Here is a 17,756-nt window from a genome sequence, read left to right on the forward strand (position 1 = left end):
GCCCGAGACGGCGCCGGAATGGCGCCAGGAGAATTATTCGGGGCGGTCCGGTAAAAACGACAGGCTGATCACCCGGGATTCGACCGTCCGGCTCACGACAATCATTTTCGGTTGCGTTTGCGTGATACCTGAACGGCCGCTGATTTCCTTCGATCCGGTGAATTCCTGCGGCAGACGGGGGACCGGCGTCCCCCGCCGTGCTGTCAGGCCGGGAGCGCGGCTTCGATGGCCTTGACGACCGTCTCGTCCTCGGGCTCGGTGCGCGGCCGGAACCGCGCCAGGACCTCGCCGTCGGCGCCGACCAGGAACTTCTCGAAGTTCCACTGGACGTCGCCCGCCGCGCCCTCGGCGTCGGCGGTCCCGGTCAGCTCGGCATAGAGCGGGTGCCGGCCTTCGCCGTTGACGTCGATCTTCTCGAACATCGGGAAGGTGACGCCGTAGGTCGTCGAGCAGAACGTCTGGATCTCTTCCGCGCTGCCCGGTTCCTGCCCGGCGAACTGGTTGCACGGGAACCCGACGACGGAGAAGCCCTGGGCGCCGAAGCGTTCCTGCAGCCGCTCGAGACCGGAGTACTGCGGGGTCAGGCCGCACTTCGACGCCACGTTGACCACGAGCAGCGCCTTGCCGGCGAACTCGCCCAGCGAGGTGTCCCGCCCGTCGAGGGTCTTGAGCGGAATTTCGTGGATTCCCATCGGGTGAGTCCCTTTCAGTCGTGCTTCAGCGCCCGGGCGTCGAGGTGCCCGAACGGTCCGTCGTCGGCGCGGTAGGCCGCGGCAAGCTCCTCGGCCCGCGCGCGATCGCCGCGGCGCAGCAACCCGGCCAGCGCGTCGAAGCGCTCGGTGTGGACTGCCGCGCGACGACGGGCGTAGTCCGCCGCCGAGTCCTTGGTGACCATGAACGCCCAGTCGCTTTCGAGCGCCAGCATGGCTTCGGCGACGGCCTGGTCGGCGGCGACGTCCCGAGCCGTCCGGTCCAGGTCCCGGACCAGGTCGAGCAGCCGGTCCTGCAGCGCCGCGTTGGCGGCCACCATGTCCTTGACCTGCTCGCCGTCCCAGACGCGCCAGTCCTTGCCCGAGCCCCACGACGACGCGGGCAGGTCGATCGGCGCGCCGACGTGGCCGGCCTCCATCGCGCCCTTCAGGGTCGTCACCCGCACACCGGCCTCGGGCAGCGCGCGCAGCACGCCTTCCAGCCACGCCGGTCCTTCGTGCCACCAGTGCCCGAACAGCTCCGTGTCGTACGCGGCGACCACGAGCGCCTCGCGTCCGTGTCGCTTCTTCAGCGACCGCAGCCGCGCCACGACGGTCTCGACGAAATCCTTGACGTGCGTCCCCAGCACGTCGGCGGCCAGCGCCGGGTCGTAGGGCGCCTTGTCCTGCGGCTCGACCGTCTTGCCGGTGACCCGCGCCGCCTTGAGGCCGACCTCGTGCTGCCAGGTGTGGAAGTCGCGGTAGGCGGCGTGGCCGGGGTAGCCGGCCTTCGGCGACCAGACGCGGTAGGTGACCTCGAGGTCCCGGCCGAACGCGAGGACGTCGGTGTCGCCGACCGGCCGTGCGGCCCAGGTCTCGCCGCGCAGTGACGGGCCGTCGACCAGGAACCGCCGCACGCCCGCGGCGGCGTAGTCGTTTTCCATACCAGGCGCGTAGCCGCACTCCGGCGCCCAGATTCCTTCGGGCCGGGTACCGAGCCGCAGGGCTGTGTCGGCGAGCCCGCCGTTGAGGGCGAACTCACGGACCCGCGGGTCCAGCAGCGGCTGGAACGGATGGGCCAGCGGGCCGCCGAGCAGCTCGATGGTCGAATTGTCGACCAGGGACCGCAGGACCGGGGAGAAGCCGTGCCGCCAGCGCGTGCCGAGCTCTTCGGCCGCGTGGACGGCCGTCCGGTGTTCGGCCGCGGCGAGCTCGCGCAGCAGCGGGTCGCCGCGCCACAGCGTCGCCGCGTGCTGGGCGCGCAGCTGCCAGTGGCCGAGCCAGTCGTGGAACGCGCGGATGCTGTACGGGTCGTCGAGCTGCGCGGCGAGCACCGGCGTGACGCCCAGTGTCAGCACGTCCTGGCGGCCCTCGGCGGCGAAGCGTTCCAGGAGCTCGACCATCGGCAGGTAGGAGTGCGCCCACGCCTGGTAGAGCCATTCCTCGCCGACCGGCCAGCTCCCGTGGTGCGGCAGCCACGGCAGGTGGCTGTGCACGACGAGGCAGAAGGTGCCCTCGCTCATCGGCGCACCGCCACGGCGATCAGGTCGAGGCTGGCGTCGAGGTCGTCGCCGTGGATGTCGAACCCGGCGGCGTCGATCGCGGCGACGTCGGCGAGCAGCGCGTCCGGCCACTCGGCCTGTCCCGGCAGCTTGCCCATGACCACGTCCAGCTGGGCGTCGATGATCGAGCCGCCGTAGCGCTCGTCGAGGGTGCGTACGGCCTCGCCGTGGTGGAGACCGTGCAGCGTTTCGACCTCGAAGCCGGCGTCGGTGAGCAGCCCGGCCAGTTCCGCAGGCGCCAGCTCGCGGGTGTGGAACGGGTTCAGCGGCGTGTCGCTGTCCGGGGTGAAGGTCAGCCGGTTCGGGGTCGTGACCAGCAGTTTGCCGTTTTCCGGCAACACCCGCCGGCACTCGGCGAGGAACCCGGCCTGGTCCCACAGGTGCTCGATGACCTGAAAATTGGCGACGACGTCGACCGCGCCGTCTCGCAGCGGCAGGTACGCCAGGTTCGCCCGCGCGACGGCGACCTCGGGGTAGCGGCGAGCGACGTGCTCGGTGGTCGGGACGTCGTAGTCCAGGGCGAGCACCCGGCGGGCCGTCGTCGCGAGGAGGCTCGCGCCATAGCCCTCGCCGCAGCCGGCTTCGAGCACTGTCGCGTCCACGCAGTGGGGGAGCAGGGCGACGTACGCGGCTTCGTGGCGGCGGAACCAGTAATTCTCCTCGGCGATGCCGGGGACGGTCCGCTCGCCGGTCAGGTGCAGCGCCTCGGCCCGGGTGGCTGGGGTAGTCACCTCCGCGACCCTAGCGGGTGTCACGTCCGGCGCCGCCGTTTCGTTCCGTGGTCATGCAACGAACCATCACCCGCGTCCTGCTCGTCGTCTTCGGCCTGGTCGAGGCCGTGGTCGGAATTTGGCCACTGGTGTCACCAACCGGCTTCTACCAGGACTTTCCCGGCTTCCGCACCGGCTGGGTCGCCATGGACGGCCCGTTCAACGAGCACCTCCTGCGCGACTTCGGCGGCCTCAACCTCGGCCTCGCGGCGCTGCTGATCGGCGCCGCCGTGATCGGCACCACAGCCGTCGCGCGGCTCGCGGCCGTCTCGGCGCTGCTGTTCGGCGTTCCGCACTTCCTCTACCACGTCGGCCACGTCGCGCACTTCGAGCCAATCGACCAGGTGCTCATCAACGTGACCACCGGGCTCGGGGTGCTGCTGCCGCTGGCGATCCTGCTGCTCCCGGCACGGCGGATCAGCCCACCGGCGACACGGTGATGCCGAGCGCGCCGGGGCCGAGGTGCGCGCCGATGACCGTGCTCGCCTCGACGACCATGCTTTCGGCCATCGCCGGCACGCGGCGTTCGATCTGCCTGCCGATCTCCAGTTCGTGGTCGCTGGCGCCGAAGCGGGTCACGGCGATGTCGGCGCGGAAGCCGCCGGACTTCTTCACCGCGAGGTCGACCATCTTCGCCAGCGCGCGACGCGTGCCGGGGACGCGGGCGAGCGGCGCGACCTCGCCGTCCTTGACCGTGAGCAGCGGCTTGATCGAGAACGCGGTGCCGAGCATGGCCTGCGCGGCGCCGATCCGGCCGCCGCGGCGGAGGTACTCGAGGGTGTCGACGTAGATGAACTCGGTGCTCGTGGTGCACCGGCGTTCGGCGGCTTCGATGACACGGCCGGCGTCCGCGCCGGCCGCCGCGGCCCGTGCGGCGGACACGGCGGCGAAGCCGAGGCTCATCCCGGTGGTCCGGCTGTCCAGGACGTGCACCGGGATGCGGATCTGCTGGGCGGCCTCCCGGGCCGCGCGGACGGTGTCGGACATGCGGCCGGAGATGTGGATGCTGACGATGGCGGTCGCGCCGGCGGTGGCCGCCTCCTGGTAGGTCCAGAAGAACGCCCCCGGGTCCGGGGGCGCGGTGGTGATCGTGTGCCCGGCTCTCATGGCGTCGATCACCTCGCCGCGGTCGAAGCGGTTTTCGTCGTCGAAGTGACCACCCAGGTTCAGCTGGATCTGGACGACCCCGATGGCCCAGCGGGACGCGACGAGGTCGGGCAGGCAGGAGCTCGAGTCGGTGATGACGGCGATGCGCGCGGGCATGGTGGGGGAGGTTAATGCCTTACACCCACTGCGAGTAGGCCGTGGTTGGTCCGATCGGACGAACGGCAGTTCGGGTGGGGTAACCGGTCGACTACCGGGACGATCGTCCCAGTAAATTGCACATCCAGGTGAATGGCGTCACCTCGACGGGTCCTCGCGCCGGAATGGCCCTAATCTACCGGCCAGTAGAGCACTGTCCCGTGGTCGACCGCGGGCCACGAACCGGGAGGTCGAAGCAGACCCATGACCAACATCGTCGTCCTGGTCAAGCAGGTACCGGACACCTACTCGGAGCGGAAGCTCAACGGGTCCGACCACACCCTTGACCGCGAATCCGCCGACGCCGTGCTCGACGAGATCAACGAGAAGGCCGTCGAAGAGGCGCTGAAGATCAAGGAAGCCGGCGAGGGCGAGGTCACCGTGATCTCGGTGGGCCCGGACCGCGCGACCGACGCCATCCGCAAGGCGCTGTCCATGGGCGCCGACAAGGCCATCCACGTCTCCGACGAGGCGCTGCACGGCTCCGACGCGATCGCCACCGCCAAGGTGCTCGCCGCCGCGATCGGCAAGGTCGAGGGCTTCGACCTGGTCATCGCCGGCAACGAGTCGTCCGACGGCCGCGGTGGCGCCATCCCGGCCATCCTCGCCGAGCTGCTGGGCCTGCCGCAGGTCACCTACGTGCGTGAGCTGACCGTCGACGGCTCGACGATCAAGGCCACCCGCGAGACCGAAGACGGCCTCACCCACCTCGAGGCGAGCCTGCCCGCGATCGTGAGCGTCGGCGAGAAGATCAACGAGCCGCGCTACCCGTCCTTCAAGGGCATCATGGCCGCGAAGAAGAAGCCGGTCGAGACGTTCACCATCGCCGACCTGGGCGTCGACGCGGGCGAGGTCGGTCTCGCCAACGCGTGGTCCACGGTGACGGAGTCCTCGCCGAAGCCGCCGCGCACCGCCGGCGAGAAGGTCGAAGACGAGGGCGACGGCGGCACGAAGGTCGCCGAGTACCTGGTCGGCCAGAAGCTCATCTGACAACGGCTCTTCGAGGAGGAAGTAGAACCATGGCTGAAATACTCGTCCTCGTCGACCACGTCGACGGTGAGGTCAAGAAGGTCACGCTCGAGCTGCTGACCGCCGCCCGCGCGCTCGGTGAGCCGTCGGCCGTCGTCGTCGGCCCGACCGGGACCGCCGCGAAGGCGAAGCAGGCGCTGGCGTCGCACGGCGCCGCCAAGGTGTATGTCGCGGAGGGCGACGACGCCGCGAACTACCTGGTCACGCCCAAGGTCGACGTGCTCGCCGCGCTGGCGCAGCAGGCGTCTCCGGCCGCCGTGCTCGTCACCGCCAGCGGTGAGGGCAAGGAGGTCGCCGCCCGCCTGGCCGTGCGCCTGGGCTCCGGCCTGATCTACGACGCCGTGGGCGTCAACGGCGACGGCGTCATCGACCAGTCCATCTTCGGTGGCGGGTTCTCGGTGAAGTCCAAGTCCGCGAAGGGCGCGCCGGTCGTCTCGATCCGGCCGGGTGCGGTCGAGGCCGAGCCGGCCGAGGGCGCGGCGGCCGAGGAGACCGTCGAGCTCCCCGCGGTCGACGCGGCCAAGGCAACCCGCATCACGGGCGTGGAGCCGGTGACCGGCGGCGACCGGCCGGAGCTGACCGAGGCGTCGATCGTGGTCTCCGGTGGCCGCGGCGTCGGCTCGGCGGAGAAGTTCGACGTCGTCGAGAAGCTGGCCGACTCGCTCGGCGCGGCCGTCGGCGCCTCGCGTGCCGCCGTCGACTCCGGCTACTACCCGGCGCAGTTCCAGGTGGGCCAGACTGGCAAGACCGTGTCGCCGCAGCTGTACATCGCGCTCGGCATCTCCGGCGCGATCCAGCACCGCGCCGGCATGCAGACGTCGAAGACGATCATCGCCGTCAACAAGGACCCGGAGGCGCCGATCTTCGAGATCGCCGACTTCGGCATCGTCGGCGACCTGTTCAACGTCGCGCCGCAGCTGACCGAGGCGGTCGAGAAGCGCAAGGGCTGATCTTCGCCTGGCGAAGGGCCTTCCGGGATCCCCCCGGAAGGCCCTTCGTGCGTTTTCGGGACAGAAAACCCGCCATTAACTGAACGTGCATTCATCGGTCATCGGATGGCACTCTCCGCGGCCTCCTCCGCGCAGGTACACCTTGACCATGACGACGTCACAGCTCCTCGTCAGCACTGATCAGGCGGGTACCGAACTCCCCGCCGACGCCCCCCGGTACTCGCTTCTCGTCGCGCACGCGAACGACGAAGTGGTCGCCGCGCAGAAACTGCGGCACCGGGTTTTCGCCGAGGAAATGGGTGCGCGCCTCCACTCCCCGCGGCCCGGCCTCGACGTCGACGAGTTCGACGAGTTCTGCGACCACCTCGTGGTCCGCGACGACAACACGGGCGAGATCGTCGGCTGCTACCGCATGCTGCCGCCGGAGCGCGCCGCCAAGGCCGGCAAGCTCTACGCCGACAGCGAGTTCGACCTGACCGCGATCGACGACCTGCGCCCGTCGCTGGTCGAGACCGGCCGGTCGTGTGTGCACCCGGACCACCGCAGCGGCGCCGTCGTGAGCCTGGTCTGGGCCGGAATCGCCCGCTACATGCTGCTGTCCGGCCACCGCTACCTCGCCGGCTGCGCGTCCGTCCCGCTGGTCGACGACGGCTCCCTCGCCGCTGGCGTGTGGGACGTCCTGCGCACCAAGCACTACGCGGGCGAGGCCACGCGCGTCAGGCCGTTGATCCCCTGGGACCCCTCGGGCATCGAACGCCCCGCGCGAGCCACCTTGCCACCGTTGATCAAGGGCTATGTCCGGCTCGGCGCCAAGGCCTACGGGCCGCCCGCGCTCGACGCCGACTTCGGCGTCGCGGACTTCTTCGTCGTGCTGGACCTGCACAACGTCGACGAGCGATACCTCAAGTTCTTCCTCGGGGTGCAGGGATGAGCCATGCCTGGATGCCGTCCTCGCCGTGCGGCGACGGTTGCCTGACCGCCGACGACCCCGTGGTCGGATTTTGGCGACGGGCACTGCGCTTCGCAGCGGCGATCTCGGTCGTCCTCGCGGCGCTGGTGTCCGCGCCCGTGCTGCTGGTCGCCCCGGGCCGCGAACGCCTGCTCCGGCTGATCTTCCGCGGCATGCTGCGGGCGTTCGGCGTCCGGCTGGACGTCCGGGGCGGCGCCGACTTCCTCACCGCGCCCGCCGGCCGTGGCGCGCTGGTGGTCAACAACCACATCTCCTGGCTGGACATCATCGCGATCAACGCGCTGCGGCCGATGCGCGCGCTGGCAAAGAAGGAGATCGCCAGCTGGCCGGTGCTCGGTGGCCTGGTCCGGCGCGGCGGCAGCATTTTCCTCGACCGCGAGCGGCTGACGACGTTGCCCGCCACGATGGCGTCGCTGGCCGACGCGCTCCGGACGGGGTCGCTGGTGAGCGTGACGCCGGAGGGCACGACGTGGTGCGGCCTGGCCTCGGGCCGTTTCACGACGGCGTCGTTCCAGGCCGCCATCGACGGCGGCGTCCCGGTGCGCCCGATCGCGCTGCGGTACCGCCTGGCCGACGGCCGCGAGACGAGCCGTCCGGCGTTCATCGGGCCGGAGTCGCTGATCGCGTCCCTGCGCCGGGTCGCGGCCCTGCGCGGCCTCGTGCTCGAGATCCACATCTGTCCGGAAATCGCCCCCGGCCGCGCGGAAACCCGCCGTGAGCTGGCCGCCCTCGCCGAGGCGGCGGTCCATTCCGCGCTCGGCACGGTGCAGATCCCGGCTCAGCAGCGGCGCCGGGCTCCGCGTCGCGGGCCGATCCCGCTGGCTTCGCCTCCCGCGAAGTGACCCGGGTCTGTCGCCGCGATCCGGCGACAGGCCCGGGCGCACCGGTCAGCCGACGGTGATGGTCAATTTTCCGCCAGGGTGCCCGCTCTCGCTTTCGGCCTGCGCCGCGGCCGCCTCGGCCAGCGGGTAGCTCCTGCCCTGCACGATGCCGACGCCGCGGTCGGTCACCCAGCCGGCGATCCCGTCGAGGACCGCACGGGACTGTTCGCCCCCGCTGGAGAACGGGATCCCCAGCTCGAACGCGGCCGCATCGGCGATGGTGATGATCCGGTCCTTGGTGCCCCGCAGCTCGATCGACCCCGGCAGCACGCCGTGCCCGGTCGCGTCGAACACGGCGTCCACCGGTCCGGCCGAGGCCTCGCGGACCCGCTCCACCCAGCCGTCGCCGTAGAGCACGGGTACGACACCCAGCGACTTCAGGTCGTCGAGGCTCCGGCTTCCCCCGGTCCCGACGACGGTCACCCCCTGCGCGACGGCGACCTGAGCGGCGAACCGCCCGACCGTGCCGCTGGCGCCGTGCAGCAGCAGCGTCTCGCCCTCGCGGACCCCGAGCAGCCCGAGGACGCGGAGCGCGGTCTCACCGGCGACCGGCAGCGCGGCGGCGTCGGCCCACGAAAGGCTCGCGGGCTTGCGCGCGATCGTCTTCGCGAGCGCGTACTCGGCGTAGGCGCCTGTCTCCGACCAGCCGAACACTTCGTCGCCCACGGCGAAGTCCGCGCCTTCGCCGACGGCGTCGACGACCCCGGCGACCTCGAGGCCGGGGATGTGGGGGAATGGGACCTGGAAGTTCTGCTGCATGGCGCCGTTGCGGATCTTCCAGTCGATCGGATTGACCCCGGCGACCTGGACGGCCAGCCGCACCTGTCCCGGGCCCGGCTCCGGCATCGGGACGTCGGCCTGCTCCAGGACTTCCGGCCCGCCGTATGCGGAGAAGGTGATCGCTCGCATGGTGTTGTCTCGCTCCTCGGTTCGTGACCTTCGGTTCGAATGTCCTCTCCTGGAAGTCAACTCGCCCGGCGGGGCGACCGAACCGTCCGGACGAGCAGTGTTCACTAGCCGGACGAGCAGGTCGCCGGACCGCGGACGCGCCTACCTTGGAGGCCATGGACGCTTCCTGGTCGGATCCTCGGCACGTGCTGGACGTCGTCGAGCGGATCCTGTCGGCGCCGCGGCCCCAGCTGCTCAGCCGGTTCACCGCCGAGCTGGGCAGGCTGGTCCCGCACCGCGCGGCCGCAATGCAGACGGGCGACTGCCCCCGCAGCCCGCTCAAGGTCGTCGGCGACGAAGCGATCACGCAGGCAGTGACGAGCGTCGAGCTGCAGCGGCTGGTCGACCGCAGCGAGCCGGGCAAGGCGCTGGTCATCGACGGCGTGCTCGGCGGCGCCGAGCGCCGGCTGGTCCTGCTCGCCTCGACACCGGCCGTCGGCAAGGGCGCGGTGATCGCCGTGGTGCCGGAGGCCGCGGAGCCGCCGTCCGCGGAGCTGGAGCTGGCGGCCCAGCTGTGGCACATCGCCAGCACCGACGCAGGCCAACGGGCGACCGACCCGGGCCCGGACGTCCTGGCCAGCAGCCTCGCCGCGGCGTCCGCGCGCGCCCAGGCGATCACCGATCTCGGCCAGGCACACGCGGCAACCCTGGCCACGATCTTGGCGGTGCTCCGCTCCGGCCGGCTCTCCGACACCGTCGCCCGCCGCACCGCCACCGACCTCGCCGCCGACGCCCTGCTCGAGCTCAAAGGCGTCGTCGACCGCGACGAAGTCCTGTCCGCAGAGCAGGCGGGCGCGGCGTTCGCCGTCCTCAAGACCCAGCTGGCCGACCTGGTGCGGCACACGGAGGTCGACGTCGAGCTCGTCGACCCGGTCGGTGACGCGTCGCTCCCGCAGGACATCGCCCACACGGCACGGACGCTGACCCGCGGCCTGGTGCTCGCTGCCGTGGACCGTTCCGCGACCACGCGCTTGCGGGCATCTTGGCGCCCGGACGGCTCGACGCTGCGGATCACGGTCCGCGACGATTGCCCCGACGTCGCCGACGCGATCCCATCCCGGGGCCTGACCGAGCGGCTCACGGCAATCGGCGGCCACTGGGAGGTCGACGCCGCGCCGGGCTGGGGCACGACGGTCACCGCGGTCCTCCCGCTCGGCGTGGCCGAGCCGCCGGAGCTGCGTCCGCTCGATCGGCTCAATCCGCGCGAGCTGGAGGTGCTGGCCGGCATCTCCCAAGGTATGCGCAACCGGCAGATCGCCGAACAACTGCAGCTCAGCGAGCACACAGTCAAGTTCCACGTCCGCAACATCCTCGACAAGCTGGCTGTGAGTTCCCGCGGCGAGGCGGCCGCGCTGGCGCGCGACCTGCCGGTGGAGCCGGTGACGCACCGCTCCGCCTGAACCGCCTTGACCTCCAGCGGGCTGGAGGTTGCACGCTGCTGATCATGGCCTCGACGATCGACTCGGCACCCCGTCGCAGAAGCGTGCTCTGGAGCGCGGAACACCGGCTGACCACGGTGGCACTCCTGCTCGTGGTCACTTTGGTCGCTTTCGAGAGCATGGGCGTGGCAACGGCGATGCCCACCCTGGTCGCCGACCTCGACGGTGCGTCGCTCTATTCGTGGCCGTTCACGACCTTCCTGATCTCCAGCGTGGTGGCGACGGTGCTGTCCGGCCGGATCGGCGACCGCCGCGGCCCAGCACCGGCCCTGCTGGCGGGCCCCGCACTGTTCGCGGTCGGCCTCGTGGTCGCGGGGACGGCGAGCGGGATGCCGGTGTTCCTCCTCGGCCGCGCGCTGCAGGGCTTCGGCTCGGGCTTGCTCCTGGTCTCGGTTTCGCTCTTGATCGCCCTGACCTTCACCGACCACGAGCGCCCGGTCATCTACGCGGCGAACGCTGCCGCCTGGGTCCTGCCTGCGGTCATCGGGCCGTCGGTGGCCGGGGTCCTCACGGTCAGCGTCGGCTGGCGGTGGGTCTTCCTCGGCTTGGTCCCGCTCGTGGCCGTGGGGGTGGTCATGCTGGTGGTGGTCGTCCGGCGCTTGCCGGCGCACGCACCTGCCACTGATGGCCGCCAGGCGAGTGTGTCCAAGGCGATCATCGCCGCGCTCGGTGTCGCAGCGCTGACGTGGGCGGCCCAGCACCAGTCGTTCCTCGCGCTCGGCTACGGCACGGTTGGGCTCATCGCGCTGGGCTACGCCCTCCGTACGTTGTTGCCGGCCGGGACGTTGACGGCCCGCCCTGGCCTACCAACGGTCATCGCCTCCCGCGCCCTCATCGCCGGCGCGTACGCGGGAATGGAGGCGTACCTGCCGCTGACGATGAGCGCTGTCCACGGTTACAGCCCCGCCCTCGCCGGCCTGCCACTGACGATCACGGCCCTGGGCTGGTCCGCTGCGTCGGCGGCGCAGGGCCGGTTCCTCGACTGGTCGAGGGAGGCATCGCTGCGCTCCGGGTTCTGGCTGGTCGCGGCCGGTCTGGTCGGGTTTGGCCTGGTCTCCCAGCCATGGTTCCCCGGCTGGGTCGCATTCGTGGCGTGCGCGGTCGGCGGTGCCGGCATGGGGATCGCGATGCCCGCCATCTCCGTGCTCCTGTTCCGCTACTCGCCCGAAGGGGAGCGTGGGTTCAATACCTCGGCGTTGCAGCTTGCGGATTGGGTCGGCTCCGCTCTGCTCATCGGCCTGGGCGGTGTTCTGCTCGGCGTTGTCGGCTCCGTTCTCGACCCGTCACCGGCGATGGCCCTGCTCACGGTGGCCTTGGTGGCTCTCGCGATGGTGGGCGTCCGGTTGACCGGGCGGTGGCCGTCAAAGGTGTGACAGCCCACTTCGAGGGCCAGGGTGGGCTTCGTCACGCGCTGGAGCGGACTACCCTGGAACAGCGATGACCTATCTCGACCACGCGGCGACCACTCCGATGTTGCCCGAAGCCATAGCGGCGATGACCGAGGCGCTGTCCACCGTGGGCAACGCCTCGGCGCTGCACTCTTCGGGCCGCCGGGCCCGACGGATGGTCGAGGAAGCCCGCGAAACCATCGCCGAGGCGCTGGGTGCCCGTCCCTCCGAGGTGATCTTCACCGGCGGCGGCACCGAGAGCGACAACCTCGCGATCAAGGGCATCTACTGGGCCCGCCGCGACGAGCAGGAGCAGCGCCGGCGCATCCTCTGCGGCGCCGCAGAACACCATGCCGTGCTCGACACCGTCGAATGGCTCGAAGCTCACGGCGGCGCCGAGGTCGTCCTGCTCGACGTGGACAACCAGGGGCGGGTGTTGCCTGACGTCCTGCGCGCAGCCATCGCCGCGGATCCCGAGACGGTGGCGCTGGCCACCGTGATGTGGGCGAACAACGAGGTCGGCACGATCAACCCGATCGCCGAGCTGGCGGCAGTGTGCGCCGAGTTCGACATCCCGTTCCACACGGACGCGGTTCAGGCCGTCGGGGCTGCTCCGGTCGACTTCGCGGCCAGCGGCGCCGCCGCGCTCACCCTGACCGGACACAAGCTCGGTGGTCCGTTCGGAGTGGGCGCGCTTCTGCTCGGCCGTGACGTGCCCTGTGCGCCCCTGTTGCACGGCGGAGGCCAAGAGCGCAACGTCCGCTCCGGCACCTTGGACGTCCCGGCGATAGTGGGGTTCGCGACTGCTGTCCGAATCAGCGTCTCGACCCGAGCCGAGTACGCGAAACGCGTCGAGGAACTCCGAGACGAGCTCGTCGAGGCGATCCAACGCGAAGTACCTGACGCCGTCCTCAACGGTGGAGACGGCGAGCGGCTGCCCAGCCATGCCCACTTCACGTTCCCCGGGTGCGCCGGCGACAGCCTGCTGATGCTGCTCGACGCCAAGGGCATCGAATGCTCGACGGGATCCGCGTGTACCGCAGGCGTCGCCCAGCCGAGCCATGTACTACTCGCCATGGGAGCGGACCCGGCCGCGGCTCGTGGTTCCCTCCGTTTCTCCCTTGGTCACACAACCACCGCTGCGGACGTCGAGGCCGTGGCCGCGGAGATCGGTGGCGTCGTCATGCGCGCCCGGCAGGCCGGTCTCGCCGGAATGCGCAAGCAGACCCAGAAGCAAGAGGTGTAAGGCAATGCGGGTTTTGGCCGCGATGAGCGGAGGAGTGGACTCGGCGGTCGCCGCGGCACGCGCGGTCGACGCTGGGCACGACGTCGTCGGTGTGCACCTGGCGTTGTCTGCAAAACCGGGAACGCTACGGACCGGCTCGCGCGGGTGTTGCACGATCGAGGACTCGCATGACGCCCGCCGGGCCGCGGACATTCTCGGGATCCCCTTCTACATCTGGGATTTCGCCGAGCGTTTCACCGAAGAGGTCGTTGAGACCTTCGTCGGCGAATACGCCGCCGGCCGCACGCCGAACCCGTGTGTCACCTGCAACGAGAAGATCAAGTTCGAAGCCCTTCTCGAGAAGGCTATGGCGCTCGGATTCGACGCGGTCGCGACCGGCCACTACGCGCGCCTCTCCGTGGTCGACGGCGTACCCGAGCTGCGCCGAAGCGCGGACAGCGGCAAGGACCAGTCCTACGTGCTCGCTTCGCTGACACCGGAACAGCTCAGCCACGCCATGTTCCCCCTCGGCGATTCCTGGAAGACCGAGGTGCGGGCCGAGGCGGAGCGTCGCGGCCTGTCCGTCGCCAACAAGCCGGACAGCCACGACATCTGCTTCATCCCGGACGGCGACACCAAGAAGTTCCTGGAAAACCGGCTAGGGCAGCGCCCCGGCGAGCTCGTGGACGCGGAGACCGGTGCGGTCCTCGGCCGGCACACCGGCGTCCACGGGTTCACGGTCGGCCAGCGCAAGGGGCTTGGGATCGACGCGCCGGCGCCTGATGGCCGTCCTCGGTACGTCCTGTCGCTCGAACCGGTGTCGGGCTCCGTCAAGGTCGGCTCCGTGGCCGGGCTCGGCGTCAAGGTGATCGAGGCTGACCGGGCGATTTGGCCCAGCGGGCGGCCGCTGACCGAGCCCACCGAATGCGTGATCCAGGTCAGGGCGCACGGAGGCATCGTGGAGGCGGTCGCCGACGCGGACGCCGACACCATGACTCTGCACCTGCGGGAGCCGTTGCGTGGAGTCGCTCCGGGCCAGGTCGTCGTTCTCTACCGCCCTGATCCCGATGAAGGTGACGTCGTCCTCGGCAGTGCCAAGATCTCAGGCACTCGCTGATCGCCGGTCGTCCCACGGCTTCCGGAGCTGGTTCGCCCGTCGGCGACCGGGGTGCACCGACGGTGGCTTTGTCGAGTGCACCTGTCCGGACGGTGTCGTGACGTTGACGGTGCCGTCAGGCGTGACTTTGTAGTCCCAGCCGGGCTGTCCCTGTAGCTTGCTGTGCCGCGAACAGAATGTGGCTGGCTCGTCCGAGGCTTCTCCGGTCCCGCCCTGCGGCGGAGCCGCTTTGACTCCGCAGTTTTGGGCGGGACGTGTGCATCCGGGTTGCCGGCACTCTTGGTCGCGAACCCGGATGAACTCGTCCTGCTCGAGCTGGTAACGCGTCGGAGACAGTTCGGCTGCGTGACCGGTTCTCGGATCGGTGAGCACCCGCCGCAGCGTCGTGTTGGCTCCGCCGAGGAGGTGGCGAGCCAGTGCGGCCGCGATGGGTCCACGACCGGCGAGCGCGGCCGGTGACTGGTTGATGCCGACGTAGGTGGCCAGGTCGATGTGCAGGAAGACTTCGGTGCGTGCACTGGGGCCGCCCGTGCCACTGAGCAGCAGATCGATGGCCACATCCGCGCGGAGTTGATCCAGAGTTCGCGGTTCGTCCGGCGTCTTCAACGCCCGCGCGGCCTGGTCGACGCGGGCATAGGCGGCGGTTGCCTTTTCCGTCGGTGCGTTGTTGACCGAAAGGTGAGTCAGGCCGCTGTCCTGATGGTGCAGGGCGAACCGCCGCTCGACGAATTTCCGCTCGGTGCGAAGCGCTGCGCCTTCTGGATCGATCTGCGCCGCCGCATAGGTTGCGGCCCGGCGGACCTGGGTGGCGTTCCGGCCCGGTACCCGGTCTACGAGCGTCTCGTCGACGACGCGTACGTGATCTCCGGAGAGCCACGCCGTCGCGTCGGTGACCTTCATGGCGCGATACAAGTCGAGCTGGCCGTCGTCCATGAGGTTGAGCATGCAGGGAAGGCGGGCGATCAGCGCGTTGGCCGCGGAAACGATGGCACTGGCGCGATGTTCCGTTATGGACAAGGCCAATGCTACCTCCGATGACGCACTGGGCGCCCGTCTCCGGCGTACGCTCAGGTCCGCGATCGCTCTCAGCTGCAGTGCTTGCAGCTTCGAGATCTCCGCGTCGGTATCGCGGATCAGATCGATGATTTGGTCGTCTTTCATGCGCTGCAACGTGTTCGGGTCGTTGCGGACCGAACGCAGCACGAACGGAAGCTCTTCTTCGGTGGTCAGGGAACCTGCGGGGATGAACTTGCCGAGTGGTTGTGAAGTCATGAGCCCGACCGTACGGCGGCTCGCGGGGAAAGTCATCGAAGTTCAGAGGAATGGGTGGTAAAACGTCGCGAACCTTACCTTTCGCACCCTTCGGGGCTTGACGGACCGCAATTGTTTCGGGATCGTTCGCGTGCGTGGAGGTCCGCGTGGTGGTCAGAGGAGGTCAAATGTCTAAAATGGACAATCGTTGGTTCGGTGGGAAGATGTTGTTCCGGCTCAGATCTTGAGCTTGAAACCCGTATGGCTCGGCACGAATCCAAGGCGCTCGTAGAACCGGTGAGCGTCCGTCCTGGAGGTGTCCGACGTGAGTTGCACGAGAGCGCACCCGCGCCGCCGCGACTCGTCGATCGCCCACCGCACGAGGTCGGCGCCCAGTCCGGCGCCTCGATGGCCGGAATGAACCCGGACGGCCTCGATCTGACCGCGGAGGGCACCGCGCCTGGCGAGACCCGGAATGATTGTCAGCTGCAAGGTGCCGACCGGTTCGTCTCCGGAAGCGACGACCATCAGGAGCTGGTTCGGATCCGCCTCGATCTGGTCGAAGGCGCGCAAGTACGGCTCGAGGTCTCCGGGATCGTCCCGGGTGGCGCCCAGTTGGTCGTCCGCCAGCATGTGCACGATCGCAGCGACGTCCTCACGGCGTGCCCTGCGGATGGTGTAGTCGGCCACGACGCCAGTATCACAGGACGCGGGTGAATCCCTGGTAGCTGTATTCGAACCCGAAGCGTGCATAGAAGTCTCGCAGGTCGGCGCGGTTGAGACCCGAATCGAGGTGGACGCGCGCGCAGCCGCGTCGGCGGGCTTCGTCGATACCCCAGGTCAGGAGTGCGCTCGTCACGCCGCGCCGGGCGGCGCGGATGCCCTCCAGTAGCCCGCGGGGCGCGCCGTCCCAGGCGAGACCTCGGAGCACGGTCAGTTGTGCCGTGCCGGCGACGCCGTTGTCGTCCTCGGCCACGACCAGCGTGACGTGCGGGGTGTTGGTGAGCTCCCGGAGGGCGGCTGCCAACGGCTCGCCAGGCGCGCCGAACAGGCGTACCAGCGCCTCGACGTCCGTTGCCCGGGCGCGTCTGATGACCTCCATTTCACCCAGTATGCAGGAGGTCCGGCATTGGACATAACTGCGACGAGGCGGCTACCCGGAGTGCCGGCCGCACGTCTCTCAGGTCAGCGTGTATCGCCGAACGCCATCGACGACCTGGGCGCTCAGTTTGCCTTGCGACACCAGGAGGTCGAGGTGTGCCGCGGTTTCGAGGACTGCCAGCATCTGGTTGAAGGAGTCCATTTCGGACAGTTTGCGGTTGCGGCGGGTCCAGCCGATCCGATGCGCGGCTTCATACGCGCAGCTTGCGCCGGCCACGATTTGCGAGGCAATCGTCTCGAGGCGTTGCCGATGGTGTTCCAGCAGTTCGTCGACCCGGGTGTGCACGCTGTCCGACACGGGGCCGTGGGCGGGGAGCATGCGGCGATCCGGCATCGCGCGCACCAGGCGAAGCGAATCGATGAAGTCGTTGAGCGGCAACTCGGCCGGCACCGGCTGAAACCCGATGGAAGGCGTGATGTGCGGCAGCACGTGGTCGCCGGAGAACAACAGGTCGGCCGTGTCGTCCACGAAGACGACATGCCCGGACGTGTGCCCCGGGGTGGCGACGACCTCGAACTCGCGCCCGGGCAGGATCGGCCGTGGCCCCGGGGTCAGCCATTCGTCGGGCGCCTCCCAGAGGTCGGCTTCCGTGTGTCGCCGGTTCGTGCCGAACTGCCGGGCCAGCGCTTCCACGACTTCGCCGGCCCCGGCCTGGAACAACAGGTCGACCTGGGCCTCCATCGGCAACCGGTCGGGATTGCCGGACGCTTTGAGCGAGGGCTCTTCGTCCTGGCCGAGGGCGATCTTCGAGCCGAAGTCACGACGGAGGACCACTGCTTGCGAGTAGTGGTCCCGGTGAACGTGGGTGACGAGGAACTCGCTGACGTCGGCGAGCTCGGCGCCGATTCCGCCCAGGGCCTCCGCGAGCTGCCGGCGGGCCACGGTCAGCGCCCACCCGGAGTCGACCAGTACCAGCTTCTCGCCGTCGGTGACCGCGTAGACGTTGACCGCGCGCAAAGCGTCGTTGGGCAGCGGCAAAGGGATCCGGTAGACGCCCGCCGAGACCTCGTAGATGCCGGGCTCGGTCCAGTTCCTGTCGCTGCTTTCCGGCAACGGTTCCACGGTGACCTCCG

General features: G+C 69.9%; 18 protein-coding genes. 9 read left to right on the forward strand and 9 right to left on the reverse strand.

The window, feature by feature from the left end:
* Positions 1–203: 203 nt before the first annotated feature.
* Genes BLW76_RS11595 through BLW76_RS11605 form a run of 3 tightly spaced genes read right to left on the reverse strand, consistent with a single transcriptional unit; the run spans position 204 to position 2,982 of the window.
* Positions 204–692: a glutathione peroxidase gene (locus tag BLW76_RS11595; protein ID WP_091306194.1), complete on the reverse strand. Its 489-nt coding sequence runs from the start codon at positions 690–692 to the stop codon at positions 204–206.
* Between the two features lie 14 nt (positions 693–706).
* Positions 707–2,212: a 1,4-alpha-glucan branching protein domain-containing protein gene (locus tag BLW76_RS11600; protein ID WP_091306196.1), complete on the reverse strand. Its 1,506-nt coding sequence runs from the start codon at positions 2,210–2,212 to the stop codon at positions 707–709.
* The gene (locus BLW76_RS11605) at positions 2,209–2,982 is read right to left on the reverse strand and encodes a class I SAM-dependent methyltransferase (RefSeq protein WP_091306198.1); all 774 of its coding nucleotides are present in this window, start codon (positions 2,980–2,982) and stop codon (positions 2,209–2,211) included. The genes BLW76_RS11600 and BLW76_RS11605 overlap by 4 nt, the downstream gene beginning before the upstream one ends.
* A 53-nt stretch (positions 2,983–3,035) precedes the next feature.
* Here BLW76_RS11605 and BLW76_RS11610 point away from each other — a divergent pair, with 53 nt between their 5' ends.
* On the forward strand, positions 3,036–3,461 hold the full coding sequence (locus tag BLW76_RS11610) for a hypothetical protein (protein ID WP_167384577.1): 426 nt from the start codon (positions 3,036–3,038) through the stop codon (positions 3,459–3,461).
* On the opposite strand, the gene BLW76_RS11615 is transcribed toward BLW76_RS11610, so the two are convergent.
* Positions 3,439–4,284: a DegV family protein gene (locus BLW76_RS11615; protein ID WP_091306202.1), complete on the reverse strand. Its 846-nt coding sequence runs from the start codon at positions 4,282–4,284 to the stop codon at positions 3,439–3,441. The two genes, BLW76_RS11610 and BLW76_RS11615, sit on opposite strands and share 23 nt — an antisense overlap.
* A 243-nt stretch (positions 4,285–4,527) precedes the next feature.
* On the opposite strand from BLW76_RS11615, the gene BLW76_RS11620 reads away from it, so the two are divergent.
* From BLW76_RS11620 to BLW76_RS11635, 4 genes are all read left to right on the forward strand, one after another.
* Positions 4,528–5,313 (forward strand): electron transfer flavoprotein subunit beta/FixA family protein, encoded by a 786-nt coding sequence (locus tag BLW76_RS11620; RefSeq protein ID WP_091306205.1) that lies wholly within the window; start codon positions 4,528–4,530, stop codon positions 5,311–5,313.
* A 29-nt stretch (positions 5,314–5,342) separates the two neighbouring features.
* A complete protein-coding gene (locus tag BLW76_RS11625) occupies positions 5,343–6,302 on the forward strand; it encodes an electron transfer flavoprotein subunit alpha/FixB family protein (RefSeq protein ID WP_091306207.1) in 960 nt (319 codons plus the stop codon).
* A gap of 148 nt (positions 6,303–6,450) precedes the next feature.
* Positions 6,451–7,233 carry a GNAT family N-acetyltransferase gene (locus BLW76_RS11630; RefSeq protein ID WP_091306209.1) on the forward strand — a complete coding sequence of 261 codons (783 nt, stop codon included), beginning with the start codon at positions 6,451–6,453 and terminating at the stop codon, positions 7,231–7,233.
* Positions 7,230–8,114: a lysophospholipid acyltransferase family protein gene (locus tag BLW76_RS11635; RefSeq protein WP_091306211.1), complete on the forward strand. Its 885-nt coding sequence runs from the start codon at positions 7,230–7,232 to the stop codon at positions 8,112–8,114. Before BLW76_RS11630 ends, BLW76_RS11635 begins: the two co-directional genes overlap by 4 nt.
* Before the next feature lie 45 nt (positions 8,115–8,159).
* On the opposite strand, the gene BLW76_RS11640 is transcribed toward BLW76_RS11635, so the two are convergent.
* Positions 8,160–9,062 (reverse strand): NADP-dependent oxidoreductase, encoded by a 903-nt coding sequence (locus BLW76_RS11640; RefSeq protein WP_091306213.1) that lies wholly within the window; start codon positions 9,060–9,062, stop codon positions 8,160–8,162.
* A gap of 155 nt (positions 9,063–9,217) precedes the next feature.
* Here BLW76_RS11640 and BLW76_RS11645 point away from each other — a divergent pair, with 155 nt between their 5' ends.
* From BLW76_RS11645 to mnmA, 4 genes are all read left to right on the forward strand, one after another.
* On the forward strand, positions 9,218–10,501 hold the full coding sequence (locus tag BLW76_RS11645) for a LuxR C-terminal-related transcriptional regulator (RefSeq protein WP_091306215.1): 1,284 nt from the start codon (positions 9,218–9,220) through the stop codon (positions 10,499–10,501).
* A 44-nt stretch (positions 10,502–10,545) separates the two neighbouring features.
* Positions 10,546–11,913 carry an MFS transporter gene (locus BLW76_RS11650; RefSeq protein WP_091306217.1) on the forward strand — a complete coding sequence of 456 codons (1,368 nt, stop codon included), beginning with the start codon at positions 10,546–10,548 and terminating at the stop codon, positions 11,911–11,913.
* Between the two features lie 64 nt (positions 11,914–11,977).
* Positions 11,978–13,174: a cysteine desulfurase family protein gene (locus BLW76_RS11655; protein ID WP_091306219.1), complete on the forward strand. Its 1,197-nt coding sequence runs from the start codon at positions 11,978–11,980 to the stop codon at positions 13,172–13,174.
* Between the two features lie 4 nt (positions 13,175–13,178).
* The gene (mnmA, locus tag BLW76_RS11660; RefSeq protein WP_091306221.1) at positions 13,179–14,270 is read left to right on the forward strand and encodes a tRNA 2-thiouridine(34) synthase MnmA; all 1,092 of its coding nucleotides are present in this window, start codon (positions 13,179–13,181) and stop codon (positions 14,268–14,270) included.
* Here mnmA and BLW76_RS11665 read toward each other — a convergent pair.
* From BLW76_RS11665 to BLW76_RS11680, 4 genes are all read right to left on the reverse strand, one after another.
* Positions 14,256–15,542 (reverse strand): DUF222 domain-containing protein, encoded by a 1,287-nt coding sequence (locus BLW76_RS11665; RefSeq protein WP_244170137.1) that lies wholly within the window; start codon positions 15,540–15,542, stop codon positions 14,256–14,258. The two genes, mnmA and BLW76_RS11665, sit on opposite strands and share 15 nt — an antisense overlap.
* Positions 15,543–15,758: 216 nt before the next feature.
* Positions 15,759–16,211 (reverse strand): GNAT family N-acetyltransferase, encoded by a 453-nt coding sequence (locus BLW76_RS11670; RefSeq protein WP_091306224.1) that lies wholly within the window; start codon positions 16,209–16,211, stop codon positions 15,759–15,761.
* A 10-nt stretch (positions 16,212–16,221) separates the two neighbouring features.
* A complete protein-coding gene (locus BLW76_RS11675; RefSeq protein ID WP_091306226.1) occupies positions 16,222–16,623 on the reverse strand; it encodes a GNAT family N-acetyltransferase in 402 nt (133 codons plus the stop codon).
* Between the two features lie 78 nt (positions 16,624–16,701).
* A complete protein-coding gene (locus BLW76_RS11680; RefSeq protein WP_091306227.1) occupies positions 16,702–17,745 on the reverse strand; it encodes an MBL fold metallo-hydrolase in 1,044 nt (347 codons plus the stop codon).
* Positions 17,746–17,756 lie beyond the last annotated feature (11 nt).

Origin of the sequence: Amycolatopsis tolypomycina, from assembly GCF_900105945.1 — a bacterium.
GTDB classification, from domain to species: domain Bacteria; phylum Actinomycetota; class Actinomycetes; order Mycobacteriales; family Pseudonocardiaceae; genus Amycolatopsis; species Amycolatopsis tolypomycina.

What these genes read in the sequence shown, in the direction of transcription:
- BLW76_RS11640 (WP_091306213.1), bottom strand. Translation starts at nt 9,062, where the DNA reads ATGCGAGCGATCACCTTCTCCGCATACGGCGGGCCGGAAGTCCTGGAG.
- BLW76_RS11620 (WP_091306205.1), top strand. Translation starts at nt 4,528, where the DNA reads ATGACCAACATCGTCGTCCTGGTCAAGCAGGTACCGGACACCTACTCG.
- mnmA (WP_091306221.1), top strand. Translation starts at nt 13,179, where the DNA reads ATGCGGGTTTTGGCCGCGATGAGCGGAGGAGTGGACTCGGCGGTCGCC.
- BLW76_RS11665 (WP_244170137.1), bottom strand. Translation starts at nt 15,542, where the DNA reads ATGACTTCACAACCACTCGGCAAGTTCATCCCCGCAGGTTCCCTGACC.
- BLW76_RS11645 (WP_091306215.1), top strand. Translation starts at nt 9,218, where the DNA reads ATGGACGCTTCCTGGTCGGATCCTCGGCACGTGCTGGACGTCGTCGAG.
- BLW76_RS11610 (WP_167384577.1), top strand. Translation starts at nt 3,036, where the DNA reads ATGCAACGAACCATCACCCGCGTCCTGCTCGTCGTCTTCGGCCTGGTC.
- BLW76_RS11625 (WP_091306207.1), top strand. Translation starts at nt 5,343, where the DNA reads ATGGCTGAAATACTCGTCCTCGTCGACCACGTCGACGGTGAGGTCAAG.
- BLW76_RS11650 (WP_091306217.1), top strand. Translation starts at nt 10,546, where the DNA reads ATGGCCTCGACGATCGACTCGGCACCCCGTCGCAGAAGCGTGCTCTGG.
- BLW76_RS11630 (WP_091306209.1), top strand. Translation starts at nt 6,451, where the DNA reads ATGACGACGTCACAGCTCCTCGTCAGCACTGATCAGGCGGGTACCGAA.
- BLW76_RS11600 (WP_091306196.1), bottom strand. Translation starts at nt 2,212, where the DNA reads ATGAGCGAGGGCACCTTCTGCCTCGTCGTGCACAGCCACCTGCCGTGG.
- BLW76_RS11675 (WP_091306226.1), bottom strand. Translation starts at nt 16,623, where the DNA reads ATGGAGGTCATCAGACGCGCCCGGGCAACGGACGTCGAGGCGCTGGTA.
- BLW76_RS11635 (WP_091306211.1), top strand. Translation starts at nt 7,230, where the DNA reads ATGAGCCATGCCTGGATGCCGTCCTCGCCGTGCGGCGACGGTTGCCTG.
- BLW76_RS11615 (WP_091306202.1), bottom strand. Translation starts at nt 4,284, where the DNA reads ATGCCCGCGCGCATCGCCGTCATCACCGACTCGAGCTCCTGCCTGCCC.
- BLW76_RS11595 (WP_091306194.1), bottom strand. Translation starts at nt 692, where the DNA reads ATGGGAATCCACGAAATTCCGCTCAAGACCCTCGACGGGCGGGACACC.
- BLW76_RS11655 (WP_091306219.1), top strand. Translation starts at nt 11,978, where the DNA reads ATGACCTATCTCGACCACGCGGCGACCACTCCGATGTTGCCCGAAGCC.